Annotated in this window: 11 protein-coding genes; 7 read left to right on the top strand and 4 right to left on the bottom strand. The window is 75.1% G+C overall.

The features are described from left to right. The first annotated feature begins 2 nt into the window (after positions 1 to 2). A complete protein-coding gene (locus AB0B40_RS30295) occupies positions 3 to 3,269 on the top strand; it encodes an amino acid adenylation domain-containing protein (RefSeq protein WP_362266695.1) in 3,267 nt (1,088 codons plus the stop codon). Then, a complete protein-coding gene (locus tag AB0B40_RS30290) occupies positions 3,266 to 5,389 on the top strand; it encodes a beta-ketoacyl synthase N-terminal-like domain-containing protein (RefSeq protein ID WP_362266693.1) in 2,124 nt (707 codons plus the stop codon). The genes AB0B40_RS30295 and AB0B40_RS30290 overlap by 4 nt, the downstream gene beginning before the upstream one ends. Before the next feature lie 99 nt (positions 5,390 to 5,488). Here the strand turns inward: AB0B40_RS30290 and AB0B40_RS30285 are convergent, their stop codons facing one another. The 3 genes from AB0B40_RS30285 to AB0B40_RS30275 form a co-directional block, all read right to left on the bottom strand. Beyond that, entirely contained in the window at positions 5,489 to 6,226 is a 738-nt protein-coding gene (locus AB0B40_RS30285) for a thioesterase domain-containing protein (protein ID WP_362266692.1), read from the bottom strand. Between the two features lie 111 nt (positions 6,227 to 6,337). Further along, positions 6,338 to 6,814: a hypothetical protein gene (locus AB0B40_RS30280; protein WP_345053089.1), complete on the bottom strand. Its 477-nt coding sequence runs from the start codon at positions 6,812 to 6,814 to the stop codon at positions 6,338 to 6,340. 19 nt (positions 6,815 to 6,833) lie between these two features. Further along, entirely contained in the window at positions 6,834 to 7,076 is a 243-nt protein-coding gene (locus AB0B40_RS30275; RefSeq protein ID WP_345053092.1) for a hypothetical protein, read from the bottom strand. 182 nt (positions 7,077 to 7,258) lie between these two features. Here AB0B40_RS30275 and AB0B40_RS30270 point away from each other — a divergent pair, with 182 nt between their 5' ends. Then, complete coding sequence (locus AB0B40_RS30270; protein ID WP_362266690.1) at positions 7,259 to 9,457, top strand: DEAD/DEAH box helicase; 2,199 nt, start codon at positions 7,259 to 7,261, stop codon at positions 9,455 to 9,457. 39 nt (positions 9,458 to 9,496) lie between these two features. Here AB0B40_RS30270 and AB0B40_RS30265 read toward each other — a convergent pair whose 3' ends face one another. Next, on the bottom strand, positions 9,497 to 10,705 hold the full coding sequence (locus AB0B40_RS30265; protein WP_362266713.1) for a serpin family protein: 1,209 nt from the start codon (positions 10,703 to 10,705) through the stop codon (positions 9,497 to 9,499). Between the two features lie 579 nt (positions 10,706 to 11,284). Here AB0B40_RS30265 and AB0B40_RS30260 point away from each other — a divergent pair. The 4 genes from AB0B40_RS30260 to AB0B40_RS30245 all read left to right on the top strand — a co-directional run bounded on the left by AB0B40_RS30260 (position 11,285) and on the right by AB0B40_RS30245 (position 13,657). Further along, positions 11,285 to 12,037 (top strand): GntR family transcriptional regulator, encoded by a 753-nt coding sequence (locus AB0B40_RS30260; protein WP_345055237.1) that lies wholly within the window; start codon positions 11,285 to 11,287, stop codon positions 12,035 to 12,037. Between the two features lie 380 nt (positions 12,038 to 12,417). Next, positions 12,418 to 12,609: an SPOR domain-containing protein gene (locus AB0B40_RS30255; protein WP_055709733.1), complete on the top strand. Its 192-nt coding sequence runs from the start codon at positions 12,418 to 12,420 to the stop codon at positions 12,607 to 12,609. Between the two features lie 30 nt (positions 12,610 to 12,639). Then, positions 12,640 to 13,065: a (deoxy)nucleoside triphosphate pyrophosphohydrolase gene (locus tag AB0B40_RS30250; protein ID WP_362266687.1), complete on the top strand. Its 426-nt coding sequence runs from the start codon at positions 12,640 to 12,642 to the stop codon at positions 13,063 to 13,065. Positions 13,066 to 13,258: 193 nt separating this feature from the next. Continuing rightward, the gene (locus tag AB0B40_RS30245; protein WP_345055241.1) at positions 13,259 to 13,657 is read left to right on the top strand and encodes an ATP-binding protein; all 399 of its coding nucleotides are present in this window, start codon (positions 13,259 to 13,261) and stop codon (positions 13,655 to 13,657) included. Positions 13,658 to 13,669 lie beyond the last annotated feature (12 nt).

The following is a 13,669-nucleotide window of genomic DNA, read 5'->3' as shown; positions in this document are numbered from 1 at the left end:
CCATGACCACCGACGCACCCGCCCCCACCGAGCCGGCCGTCGACGAGGAGTACGAGTTCCCCGTCTCCGACGCGCAGAGCCGGCTGCTCGTCCTCGACCAGCTGAACCCGGGCACCGCGCAGTACAACGTGCCGGCGGCCTTCGCCGTGACCGGCCCCTTCGACGTCGCCGCGTTCGGCCGTGCGCTGGACACGCTGGTCGCCCGGCACGAGTCGCTGCGCACCGTCTTCCGCACCACCGCGGACGGCACGTACACCCAGCGCGTGCGGGCCGCCGGCGGCGCGGCGCTCACCGTCGAGGAGGAGGTCCCCGCCGGCCGCGTCGACGCGCTGCTGCGGCGGGAGGCCGCCCGCCCCTTCGACCCGGCGGCCGGACCGCTGCTGCGCTGCACGGTGTACGCCGTCGACGACGGCACCCACCGCGTGCTGCTCGTCGCCCACCACCTGGTCTGCGACGGCTGGTCGCTGGGCGTCATGCTGGACGCGCTCGGTGCCGCCTACCGGGACGAAGCGGCCGGACGGCCGCACAGCCCGCCGGGCCGGCCCCTGCAGTTCCCGGACTTCGCGGTCTGGCAGCGCGAACGCCGGGCGGCGGGGGAGTACGACACGGCCGTACGGCACTGGGTGGAGGCACTTCGGGGCGCGCCCGCCGTCCTGGAGCTGCCCACGGACCGGCCGCGGCCCGCGTCGCGCTCCGTGGCCGGCGGCAGCACCCGTTTCCTGATCCCGGCCGCCACGCGGGCCCGCCTCGCCGAGGCGGCCGGCGCCTGCGGGGCGACGCCGTTCATGGCGCTGTTCGCCGCCTACGCCGCCTTCCTCGCCCGGCTCTCCGGCCGCGACGACCTGGTCATCGGCTACCCGGTGTCCGGCCGCGAGCACCCCGACCTCCAGCACACCGTCGGCATGCTCGCCGGCACCCTCGCGCTGCGCGTCGACGTGAGCGGCGACCCCTCCTTCCACGAGCTGACCGGCCGTGTCCGCGCCGCCCTGCGGGCCGCCGCCCCGCACCAGGACGCCCCGTTCGAGGCGGTGGTGGACGCCCTCGCCCCGGTCCGCGCGGCCGGTCACGACCCGGTGGTCCAGGTCGTCTTCTCCTACGACGACGACACCTCCCTCACCCTGGACCTGGCCGGAGCCGGCACGCGGCGGCTCGAAGTCGACCTGGACACCGCCAAGTTCGACTTCCACCTGCACGTGGAGCGCTGGGGGGAGGACCTGGCCGCCCAGTTCATCCACCGCGGCGACCTGTTCGAGACGGCGACCGTGCGCCGCTGGACCCGCAACTTCACCGTCCTCCTGGACGGCCTCCTCACCGACCCGCACGCCCCGCTCTCCCGCCTGGCCACGGTCGCGGAGGACGAGCGGCGGCTGCTCGTCGCGCAGAACGACCGCCTCCACGGCGCCGCCCCCGCCGACCGCCTGGTCCCCGACCTGATCGCCGGTGTCGCGGCGGCCCGCCCGGAGGCCACCGCGCTCGTCCACGGCGCGGAACGCCTCAGTTACCGCCGGCTCATGGAGCGCGCCGACGCGCTGGCGGCCCGGTTGCGCGCCGCCGGCGTGGGCCCCGGCAGCCGGGTCGGACTGCTCCTGCCCCGCTCGGCGGACCAGGGCATCGCCGCGCTCGCGGTGCTGCGGGCGGGCGGCGCCTACGTCCCCCTGGACCGCGCCCACCCCGGCGACCGCCTGCGCTACATGCTCGACTGCTCCGGCACCGGCCTGCTGCTGACCGCCGAGGCCACCGCCGGGCAGGGCGCGGACCTCGGCGTGCGCTGTCTGCGCGTCGACCGCACCGACCCCGCCGAGCCGCCGCCCGTCACCGACGGCCCGGCACCCGGTGCCCGCGACCTCGCCTACGTCCTGTTCACCTCCGGCTCCACCGGCCGGCCCAAGGGCGTGGCCGTCGAACACCGCTCCCTGGTCAACCTGACCACGGCCGTCCGCCACCACTTCCCGGTGACGGCCGCCGACCGGGTGCTGCAGTTCGTGGCGTTCGGCTTCGACGTCGCCGTCTCCGACCTGTTCTTCCCCTGGGCGGCGGGCGCCGAACTGCACGTCCCGACCGAGGACGAACGCCTCGGTGAGGGCCTGCTGCACCGGCTGCGCGACTCCCGCATCACCTATGTGTTCCTGCCGCCGTCCGCCGCCATGCTGCTGCCCGACATCAAGGGAAAACTGCCCGACCTGCGCACCGTCGCGGTCGGCGGCGAGGCGTGCCCCGCCGAACTCGTCGAGCGGCTGCACGAGCCCGGCCGGCGGATCGTGAACGCCTACGGCCCGAGCGAGGTCTCCGTCTACTCCCACACCGCCGACCTGGCCCCCGGCGACCCGGTCGTGCTCGGCCGCGCGGTGGCGGGCAGCCGCTGCTACGTCCTGGACGAGTGGCTGCGCCCCGTCCCCGTGGGCGTCACCGGCGAGGTCTACATCACCGGCGCCGGACTCGCCCGCGGCTACATCGAGCGGCCCGGCCTGACCGCCGAGCGGTTCGTCGCCGACCCGTACGGCGCCCCCGGCACCCGGATGTACCGCAGCGGCGACCTCGGACGCGTCGACGCGCACGGCGTGCTGAGCTACCTGGGCCGCAGCGATCTGCAGGTCAAGCTGCGCGGGGTGCGCATCGAGCCGGGCGAGATCGAGTCGCTGCTGGCCGCCCACCCGGCGGTGCGGATCGCGGCGGCGGCCGTGCGCGGCACCGGCGAGGAACAGCGGCTCGTCGCCTACGTGGTGGGCCGTGACGGAGCCGTCCCACCCGCCGACGGCGCCCTGCGCGCCCACCTCGCCGAGCGGCTGCCGGCCTTCATGGTCCCCGAGGTGTTCGTCCGCCTCGCGGAACTGCCGCTCAACGGCAACGGCAAGATCGACCGCTCCCGGCTGCCCGAACCGGACCTCACCCGCCGCACCCCGGACGCGGGCACCCCGGACGCGGGCGGGACGGACGCGAACGGGACGGCCACCGCGACCGAGCGGCTGGTCGCGGACATCTGGGCCCGCGTGCTCACCATGGACCGGGTCGACGTCCACGACAACTTCTTCGACCTGGGCGGCAACTCGGTCCGCCTGATGCGCGTGCTGGCCGCCCTGCGCGAGGCCGCCGTGGACGGCGGGCTCACCCTGGTCGACCTGTTCCGCCACCCCACCGTCGCCTCCCTCGCCGCCCGCCTCGACCAGGTCCGCGTGGCGGACCCCACCGACTCCGCGGCCCGTGGCCGTGAACGGCACCAGCGGCGCACCGCCGCCCGACGTCTCCGCTCCCGGAAAGGCACCCTGCGATGACCGACACCACAGCCGCCGAGACCCTCGACTCCGCCATCGCCGTCATCGGCATGAGCGGCCGGTTCCCCGGCGCCCCCGACCTCGACACGTACTGGCGGAACCTGCTCGGCGGCGTCACCTCCATCACCGACTTCACCGAGGAGGAGCTCCTCGCCGACGGTGCGGACCCCGACGAGATCCGCGGTCGCGACTACGTCCCCTCCAAAGGCGTCCTCGCCGACGCCGACCGCTTCGAGGCCGCCCTCTTCGGCTTCAACCGCACCGAGGCCGCCGCTCTCGACCCGCAGCACCGGCTGCTCCTGCAGACCGCCTGGTCCGCCCTGGAGGACTCCGGACACGACCCCCTCGGCGCACCGCGCCGCACCGGCGTCTACGTCGGCGGCGGCGTCACCGAACACATGCTGGCCGCCCAGACCGACCCCCGGCAGGCCGCGCAGATCGGCGCGCTCCAGGTCCGCATCCTCACCGACCGCGAGTTCCTCGCCCCCTGGATCTCCTACCGCCTCGGCCTCGACGGCCCGAGTCTGACCGTCCAGACCGCCTGCTCCACCTCCCTGACGGCGATCCATCTCGCCTGCCAGGCCCTGCTCCTCGGGGACTGCGACACCGCGCTCGCCGGAGGCGTCGCCGTCGACACCGTCCACAGACGCGGATACGTCCACTACCAGGGCGGCATCTTCTCGTCCGACGGCCGCTGCCGCCCCTTCGACGAGGCGTCCGGCGGCACCGTGCCCGGCAACGGCGTCGGCGTGGTCGTGCTGCGCCGGCTCGCCGACGCGCTCGCCGACGGCGACCCCGTCCGCGCGGTCATCCGCGGCAGCGCCGTCACCAACGACGGCGCCGCCCGCGTCGGCTTCACCGCCCCCGGTGTCGACCAGCAGACCGCCGCCATCGTGGAGGCCTGGACGGCGGCCGGTCTCGACCCGGCCGACGCCCAGTACCTGGAGGCGCACGGCACGGCCACCGAGCTGGGCGACCGGATCGAGGCGACCGCCGCGACCGCCGCGTTCAAGGGCGCCCTCGGCACCGGTTCCATCGCTCTGGGCTCGGTGAAGGCGAACATCGGCCACCTGGACGCGGCCGCGGGCGTGGCCGGGGTCATCAAGACCGTGCTGATGCTGGAGCACGCCGTCATCGCCCCGACCGCCGGAGCCGGCCGCCCGCATCCCGAACTCGCCCTGGACGGCTCGCCCTTCCACGTGGTCACCGAGGCCGAACCCTGGCCGGAGCCCGAGCACGGCCGCCGCCGGGCCGGGGTCAGCTCGGTCGGCATCGGCGGCACCAACGTCCACGTCGTGCTGGAGGAGGCCCCGCCCCGCCCCCGGGACACCGGATCGTCGGGCCCGGAGGTGCTGCTGCTGTCCGCTCACACCGAGGACGCCCTCAGGTCCCTGGCCGGCCGCCTGGCCACCGCCCTGCGCGCCCCGGACGCCCCCTCCCTCGCCGACACCGCCCACACCCTGCGGTTCGGCCGCACACCGCTCGCCGTCCGCGCCTACGTGCTGGCCGCCGACCGGGAGGAGGCCGCGATCGGTCTCGGCGAACTCGCCGAGGGCCGCACGGTGTCGGCCCCGGCCGCGGCGGACGACCTGCGCGCGATCGGGGAGGCGTGGCTGCGCGACGAGCGGCTGCCGTGGCCGCGGCGGGGCCGCCGGGTCTCGCTGCCGGCGTACCCGTTCGGCGGGGAGAGCTACGGGCAGCTCAGCCTGGGGACGGCACCGGCCGCACGGGGACAGGCGTCCCAGGGACCGCGGTCGCACGGTCCGGAGGTGCACGGTACGCAGTCGCACGGTCCGCAGTCCCAGGGGGCGTCCCCGGCGCCGGAGCCCGGGGCCGCGGATGCGGGCGCCGGCCTGGACACGTCCGTCCGCGCCCTCCTCGTCGAGACGCTCGGCCTGGACGACGGAGGCGACCTGAGCATGACCTACTTCGCCGCCGGCGGCGACTCCCTCGCCGCCGTCCACCTGGTCGGCTGCCTGCGTGACGACTTCGGCATCGACGTGCCGCTCACCCTGTTCCTGGAAGAGCTGACGCTGGAGGAGCTGGCCCGGCGGATCGTCGAGGCCCGGGAACCGGACGACGTGCTGGACGCGCTGCTCAGCGAGTTCGAGGGCGCGTGAGGCGATGAGCACAGGGGAAAGGGGCCGGTGGCGACCACCGGCCCCTTTCCCCTGCCTCACACGCGGACGCCTCAGAGCGGGTGCCTCACAGCGGACGCCTCACGCGCGGGCGAAGACCGACGCGAACACCCGGGCCAGGTACGGCAGATGGCCGTCCAGGTAGAAGTGCCCGCCGGTCAGCACATGCGCCGTGAACGGCCCCTCGGTCTCCTGCCGCCAGGCCCGCACCGCCTGCGCCGGCACCCTCGGATCGGCGTCCCCGGTCAGCGCCACCACCGGGCAGCGCAGCGGGGGACCGGGACGGTAGGAGTAGGCGGACAGCATCGCGTAGTCCGCGCGCAGGGCGGGAAGCGCGACCTCCAGCAGCATCGGGTCGGCCAGCAGACTGTCGTCCGTCCCGGCCAGCAGCCGCATCTCCGCCAGCAGTTCGGCGTCCGTGGGCACCCCGGCCCAGTCCGTCGTGACCGGCAGCGAGGGCCCGTTGTGCCCCGACACGAACAGCGCGGCGGGGGCCCGGCCCCGCGCCTGCAGCGCCCTGGCCGTCTCGAACGCCGCGAGCGCGCCCATGCTGTGCCCGAACAGCGCGAGCGGCCTGCCCGCCGGATCCGCGGGCAGCGCGTCCAGGACGGCGTCCACGACCTGGTCGATCCGCTCGGCGAACGGCTCCGCGAAGCGGTCGTGCCGGCCCGGGTACTGCACCACCAAGGGCTCCAGCGGACCGGCGACCGCGGCCGACAGCGCGTGCTGGGCGCCGGCCGCGCCGCCCGCGTGCGGGAAGCACAGCAACCGAACGGGGGCGTCGGGGGCGCGGTGGAAGCGCCGTATCCAGCCGTCCATGGAAGTCCCTCTCTCCTGAAGTACGTGACTCTCCTGAAGTGCGCGAGACGGCAGGGCCCCGCGCCGGTTCACCCGGCCCGGGGCCCTGCCTCGTCCGTCACGCCGGCCGGATCACTCCGCCGCGGCCATCCAGCTCTCCAGCTGTTCCAAGGTCGTGCCGGGGTCGGCGACGAGCACGTTCAGCTCGTCGTCGTGCGGGTTGAGGGTGACGACGGCGGGACAGCGGTGGCAGCCCTCGACGCCGACCTGGTTCCACCACTTGCAGTGCGGACGCAGGTGGCACCGTGGTACGGCCGCGGATCCGGCCTCGGTCTTCGGCGGCACGGCCCGTATGCGCTCGATCAGACCGCACGCCTCGCCCACCCGGTTCGCGCAGTCCGACACGCAGTGCGAGGCGAACCGCAGCACCCGGTTGGGAGCGATGCCCTCCGGAATGCTGCCCAGGACCTCGGCCGCCGGTACCGGGTCGGCGAGGTAGACGACCTCGCCGCGGTCTCCGGAGCGGACGCCGAGCACCACGCTCTCCGGGCGACTCGCGTCACCGGAGGGACACCAGTTGAGGGGCCGTGGCCCCGCGGAACCGTCCACGGTGCTCACCTCCGCGGCCTTAGCAGGCGTCCGGGTGGACGACCGACTTGCCGGTGTCGGCGACGATGCCGCCGACCACGCCGTCGGTGACGGCACCGCTCTCCTTCTCGGCCGCGACGGCCTTGGCGATGTTCGCCGCCAGCTGCTCCTGCGAGGTGATCCGCTCGGACCGGGACGCCGCCGCGGCGGGCGCACCGGCCGCCGTGACGAGTCCGGTGACCAGCGCCGCGGCCGCGGCCGCCGTACGAAGACCCTTGTTCATCTGAGCCCCTTCCCAAGTCTGCCGACTGATACGGAACCTGACGGTAGGCCGGGAGCGGGCCCGGGACCGGCGGTCGGGGCGGCAGCTGCGCGGAGTCACCGGACCACGGCTGCCGCCGGGCCGCCCCTTCCACCGCACCGGCTGCTGGGAGGATGGCCGGAGCGAGTCGGGCAGGGGGGCGTATGGGGCGGGGCGAACGGGACGCGGTCGCGCGTGGGGCGCGGCTGTGTGAGGCGGCTGAGGCGGTGGCCGGGGATCACGGCAGGGCCGTCGAGGCGGTGCGGGCGGCGCTGAAGCCGATCCAGGACGCGGCGGTGGAGCAGGCTCTCGACGCCATTCCCGTGGCGCGGCTGCAGGAGGCCACCGAAGGGCGGCTGAGACTGGCGAACGTCGAGCGGAGCGGCCTGCGCACGGTCCGTCAGGTGCTGGACGCCGGGCCCTACCGGTTGCGGCAGATTCCCGGGGTGGGGCAGCGGACCGTCGACCAGATCATCGCCGCGGCGCAGAGGCTGTCCGAGATGGCGCTGGAGACCGTCGCCGTGCGCCTGGACGTCGACCGGCCGGAGCCGCGCACGACCGCGCTCGTCCGGGCGCTGCACGTGCTGGTGGAGGCGGGCGCGGACGCGCGGCGCGCGGTCGACACGGCCGCCGGGCTGACGCGGCGGCTCGTCCCCCTGCTGGCGGACGCCAGGCCGGCGGCCGGGCGGCTGCGCCTGCTGGTCGCGGGGCGCGCCGCACGGGCTCGCGCGCTGGAGGCCGTCGAGCAGCTCCGGGCCGTCCTGGCGGAGGCCGGGCGGGCGGGCACCCCGGAGCTGCTCGCGCAGGCGTCGGTGGACCTGCTGCGGGGGCCGTCGGACGACATCGCGGCCTGGGTGGACTTCGAGCTGCGCTCCGCCGAGTACTACGCCCTGCTCGCCGAGATCTCCGGGCACGCTCCCGACACGGCCGCCGCCGAGGGCTTCCTGCCCGAGGACATCACCGCGCGGGTACGGGCCCAGCGCCTGGACGACTCCCGTCGGCGCGTGTCGCTGCGCGGCTACCAGGCGTTCGGCGCCCGTTTCGCTCTCGCGCAGCGCAGGGTGATCCTCGGCGACGAGATGGGGCTCGGCAAGACCATCCAGGCCATCGCCACGCTCGCGCATCTCGCCGCCGCGGGGGACACCCACTTCCTGGTCGTCTGTCCGGCGAGCGTCCTGGTCAACTGGACGCGGGAGACCGAGGCGCGCAGCACCCTGCGGGTCCTGCCGCTGCACGGTCCGGACCGGCAGGACGCCTTCGCCGACTGGAGGGGGCGGGGCGGGGTCGGTGTGACGACCTTCGACGCGCTGCGCGGGTTCCCGGTCCCGGACGCCGGGGAGGTCGGTCTGCTGGTGGTGGACGAGGCGCACTGCGTGAAGAACCCCCAGGCCCTGCGTTCCCAGGCCGTGGCCCAGTGGGCGGGGCGCTGCGAACGGGTCCTGTTCATGACCGGCACACCGATGGAGAACCGGGTCGCGGAGTTCCGCAGCCTGGTGCGCATGCTCGACGAGGAGGTGGCCGACCGCCTCGACGACCGGGACGGCCTGGCCGGGCCCGTGGCCTTCCGGAAGGCGGTCGCGCCTGTCTACCTGCGCCGCAACCAGCAGGATGTGCTGACCGAACTGCCCGCCCGCCAGCTCACGGACGAGTGGGAGGAACTGAGCCCTTCGGACGAGGATGCCTACCGGGAGGCCGTGCGCGCGGGAAACTTCATGGCGATGCGCAGGGCCGCCTACCGGTGCCCGGAGAAGTCGGCCAAGCTCGGCCGGCTCCGGGAGATCGTCCGGGAGGCCGGTGACAACGGCCAGAAGACGCTCGTCTTCTCCGCCTTCCGCGACGTGCTGGAGGCGGTGCGGGCCGCCCTTCAGAGCGAAGTGGGCCGGGACCTGCCGGTGTTCGGCCCGCTCACCGGAAGCGTGCCGCCCCGGCAGCGGCAGAGTGTGGTGGACGGGTTCGCGGGTGTGCCGGGGCCGGCGGTGCTGCTCGCCCAGATCCAGGCGGCCGGCGTCGGCCTCAACATCCAGGCCGCCTCCGTGGTCGTCATCTGCGAGCCCCAGATCAAACCGACGCTGGAGCACCAGGCCGTGGCCCGCGCCCATCGGATGGGGCAGGTACGACCGGTTCAGGTGCACCGCCTGCTGGCCACCGGCGGGGTGGACGAGCGCCTGGTGCGGATGCTGGAACGCAAGACGCGCCTGTTCGACGCCTACGCCCGCCGCAGCGAGGTGGCCGAGGCCACCCCGGACGCCGTCGACGTCTCGGACACCGAACTGGCACGCCTGATCGTCGAGGAGGAGCAGGCCCGCCTCGGCCTGGCGGACGCCCCCCTCATCACCCCCGAACCGGCGACTCCGGACCACTGAACCCCGACACCGCACCTGACGTGCCGGCCGGCCCCCTCGTCACAGCTGCGGGGACGCGGGGGCTGCGGGTGCCGTCAGTGGGTACGGTGCGGGGTCCGTCACCCAGCCCGCCGCCAGGACCAGGCGGGAGTCGCGGTCGGCTGCCAGGAAGCCGAAGGGGCGGTCGAAGGCGACGCGGACGACGGTGGTCTCGTAGCGGTACTGCGGGACCCCGCCCGGCGCCGCCATGACCGCCGTCACCGCCGCCGCCCGGAAGCCGAGCGCGCCGAACCGGGCCACCGCCGACTGGCGGGCCTCTCCGACGGCCAGCGGGTAGGCGCTCACCCCCGGGAAGTGGCCGGTGCGGGTGTCCGTCGCCGCCGTGAGGCCGAAGAGGCCGGACAGGGCGAGCAGATCGTGGTCGGCCCGTACCTCGTACGCCACCGTCCGCACGTCCAGCGTCCTCGGCTCCGGCGCGGCGGCCGGCTGCTGCTCCACGTGCAGGCCGGGGCCGACATGCCCGTGCGGCAGGGCGCCGCCCGCGGTCAGCGGCAGGCCGCGCTCCACGATCCCCACACCGGCCGCCAGCACCTGACCCGGTGTCATGCGCTCCTCGCCGAGGACCAGATGGACGTCGACGCCGCTGTCCCCGGGCACGGTCAGCGCGGTGACGAAGCCGTCCGGCGTGCCCGCCACCCCCACCCGGTCCGGCCGCACGCTGCGCCGGTGCAGTCCGCGCAGGGTACGGGCCTGCCAGGGGCCGGAGTCGGGCCGCAGCGGCAGCTCCGTGAACGGCTGCCGCCAGTCGGTACGCAGCGCGAGCGCGCTGGCCAGCACCATCCGCGCCTCCCGGGTCAGCGTCACCGGCATGCGCTCCACCAGCCCGCCGGTCCGCTCGGCCGCCCACGCGTCCAGCCGTTCCTGGGCGGTGACGAGGTCGTCCCCGAAGACCCCGTGGGCCCCGGCGGGCAGCCCGGCCCGCCACTCCTCCCGCAGGGACAGCCCGTGGTGCGTCCACAGGCCGAGTGCCGCGTCCAGGCCGGCCACCGACGCCGTCGCCGCCAGCAGTTCCCGGGCGGCACCGGCCGCCTGCTCGGCCGGCACGCCCAGGGCACCGGCCAGTTCGGCACGCGCCGGGCCCGCCGCGCCGTCCGCCAGGAAGGCCAGCAGGGGCCAGACGCCCGGCGCCGAGAACACCGTGCCCTCGGGCACGGCCTGCGCCCAGCGGGCCGTCAGCCCGTTCACACGCCGGACCGTCTCCTCGGTCAGCTTGCTCACTCGTCGCCCTTCCACGAGGCCGCGCCCATGTCCCGCTCGTCCTTGTTCATGTACGCCGCAGAGTCCCGGCCCGCTCATCCGGCCCGCACCCCCGGCGGCCGCCGGAGCGGACCGCGTGTGTCCGGGCGGCTCGGAACGGCGGCGGATCGGTCACCGGGCCCGCCGCCCGCCCGTCGAGCCCGTTCACCCCCCGGACCGCGGCACCGCCCGCCCGGCCGGCCGCCCGCCCTGCCCCGCGCATGGGTCTCCACCCGGATTCCGCCCCCGTTCCCGCCCCGCTCGGCATGCGGCCGGCCGTACGTCGGTCCGCCCGCCCAGGCCGGCCGCCGGTCCTGTGCCGCAGCCGCCTGGTCCAGGAGCACGCTACCGGTGTCCCCGCCCCCGCCGGGGCCCGCGTCGAGGTGTGAGCGCGCCCGTCGGCGAGCACCCCTATACGGGAGAGAAAGTGCCTGGGTAAAGCCCTACCCGGCCGCATGTCATCACATCGAGTGATTCTCTGGCCTTTGCTTGCATGGCACAACCCACGGTTGCCAGGCTGTTGCTGTCTGTACAAGCTGATGGGAGCGGCCAGTGACTTTCGGTGAGCAGCCGGCGTACCTGCGTGTCGCGGGTGATCTCCGCAACAAGATCGTCGACGGTTCACTCCCGCCCCACACCCGGCTCCCCTCGCAGGCCCGCATCCGCGAGGAGTACGGCGTCTCGGACACGGTCGCGCTGGAGGCCCGCAAGGTGCTGATGGCCGAGGGACTGGTCGAGGGCCGCTCCGGCTCGGGAACCTATGTGCGCGAGCGGCCCGTGCCCCGGCGGGTGGCCCGTTCCGGATACCGCCCGGCCGGCGGCGCCACGCCCTTCCGGCAGGAGCAGGCCGACGCCTCGGTGCGCGGCACCTGGGAGTCCAGCAGCGAGCAGGCCGAGGCCGGTGCTGCCATCGCCGAGCGGCTCGCGATCCGCACCGGCGACCGGGTCATGCGCACCAAGTACCTCTTCCGGGAGAACGGCGAGCCGATGATGCTCTCCACCTCCTGGGAGCCGCTCGCCGTCACCGGCCGCACCCCGGTGATGCTGCCCGAGGAGGGCCCGCTCGGCGGAATGGGCGTGGCCGAGCGCATGCGGGCGATCGACGTCATCGTGGACAACGTCACCGAGGAGGTCGGCGCCCGTCCCGGCCTCGCCGAGGAGCTGCACCTGCTCGGCGGTGTCCCCGGTCATGTGGTCCTGGTCGTCCAGCGCACGTACTTCGCCTCCGGCCGCCCGGTCGAGACCGCCGACGTGGTGATCCCGGCCGACCGCTACCGGGTCGCGTACCACCTGCCCGTCAAGTGACCGCCCCGCCCGGCCGGCGCGCGGACCGCCCGGTGCCGAGTGCGCCCCCTTACGTGAGGTAGCGCACACCCTGACGCGCCCGCCGGGGCCGCGGCCCCGCCCCCGGCCCGCCGTCGGCCCTCGGAGGCCGCAGCAATCCGGCCGTTCTCCCAGGTGACCCGGCTGCCCCCGGCATGCCCCCGACCCGGGGCGGCGGAGTTCCCCACGGCGCATTCGTCCCCGTGCGCCCCCGGCGTTCTGGCTGGTTGCGTACCTCTTTGTGAAAAGTCGTATTCGCAGCGTAAAGGTTGGGCGTACGCTCGGGCATATGCGGATTGCGGTTTCCTTAGCCGGGGGAAGCGGGTGGGGCGGTGCGGGAAGGGGCGCGGGCGGTGGGGGCCATGAGTGAGGGCACGGTCTCGCTGCCCTGGATCGTGATACGGCAGGACGACAACGGCAATCGCTACCGCGTCGGCAGGTACGCGACCCGCGCGGAGGCGCAGAAGATCGCCGACAGCCTCGACGACCGGGGGCACAAGCAGCTCTACTGGGTCGAGCGCATCGGCCAGAACGGGGACGGCGCGCGGAACTGACCGGCCGCGGGCTCCCGTAGGCTCCGCTGCATGACGCGCACGACCGCCGAAGCGGAACCGATCGTGGTGGTGGGAGCCGCCCTGCTCCACGGCGGCCGGCTGCTCGCCGCGCGCCGCAGCGCACCCCCCGACCTCGCCGGGCGCTGGGAGCTGCCCGGCGGCAAGGTCGAAGCGGGTGAGCGGCCCGAGGACGCCCTGGTGCGCGAACTGCGCGAGGAACTCGGCATCGACGCCGAGCCGGTCGGACGCGTGCCGGGGGAATGGCCCCTGCGGACGCCGTACGTCCTTCAGGTGTGGACCGCCCGCCTGCGCCCCGGCTCACCCGGGCCCCGGCCCCTTCAGGACCACGACGACCTGCGCTGGCTGGCACCGGCGGAGCTGTGGCACGTGGCATGGCTGGACCAGGACGTCCCCGCGGTGCACGAGATCGAGAAGCTGGCCGCGTTCTCGGCCTGACGCCTCAGCGGGCCGCGTCCCGGCGGGAGCGGGAGTCCGTGAGGCACACGCCGGTTCCGCCGGGCACCCCGTACGCCGTTCGTGCCACAGTGCGCCCTCTCATGCGGTACTGCCGACCAGATATCGGGTATGGGGCCATTAACCCCATGAAACCGGACATGGGCGGGCTCCGCTGGCCTGGGAAGTGATCGGCGTGATCGACACCGATGGCGACTGCGCCGAGTGGACGTTTCCGGCGGAGCCGGGCGCCGTGCGCGCCGCCCGTGCGGCGGTCCGGGGGCAGTTGCACGGCTGGAACCTGGACTGCGTCGCCGATCTCACCGCGCTGCTGGTCAGCGAGCTGGTCACCAACTCGCTGCGGCATGCCACGGGCCCCATCGGCGTACGGCTGCTCCGCCCGGCCGGGGCCGACGACACCCTGCGGGTGGAGGTCTCCGACCCGCTCCCGGACCCGCCCCGCGAACGCGTGGCGCACCCCGAGGACGAGAGCGGGCGCGGCCTGCAGCTGGTCGCGGGCTCCTCGCGCCGCTGGGGCACCCGGCCCGGCGCGGACGGAAAGACCGTCTGGTTCGAACTGGCGGTGCCCGGGTGAGGCGGAACACCC

The sequence above is a fragment of the Streptomyces sp. NPDC042638 genome, from assembly GCF_040647235.1.
Classification (GTDB): domain Bacteria; phylum Actinomycetota; class Actinomycetes; order Streptomycetales; family Streptomycetaceae; genus Streptomyces; species Streptomyces rameus.
This window is presented reverse-complemented; position numbering and strand designations above follow the sequence as displayed.

What these genes read in the sequence shown, in the direction of transcription:
- AB0B40_RS30285 (WP_362266692.1), bottom strand. Translation starts at nt 6,226, where the DNA reads ATGGACGGCTGGATACGGCGCTTCCACCGCGCCCCCGACGCCCCCGTT.
- AB0B40_RS30290 (WP_362266693.1), top strand. Translation starts at nt 3,266, where the DNA reads ATGACCGACACCACAGCCGCCGAGACCCTCGACTCCGCCATCGCCGTC.
- AB0B40_RS30295 (WP_362266695.1), top strand. Translation starts at nt 3, where the DNA reads ATGACCACCGACGCACCCGCCCCCACCGAGCCGGCCGTCGACGAGGAG.
- AB0B40_RS30270 (WP_362266690.1), top strand. Translation starts at nt 7,259, where the DNA reads ATGGGGCGGGGCGAACGGGACGCGGTCGCGCGTGGGGCGCGGCTGTGT.
- AB0B40_RS30255 (WP_055709733.1), top strand. Translation starts at nt 12,418, where the DNA reads ATGAGTGAGGGCACGGTCTCGCTGCCCTGGATCGTGATACGGCAGGAC.
- AB0B40_RS30250 (WP_362266687.1), top strand. Translation starts at nt 12,640, where the DNA reads ATGACGCGCACGACCGCCGAAGCGGAACCGATCGTGGTGGTGGGAGCC.
- AB0B40_RS30275 (WP_345053092.1), bottom strand. Translation starts at nt 7,076, where the DNA reads ATGAACAAGGGTCTTCGTACGGCGGCCGCGGCCGCGGCGCTGGTCACC.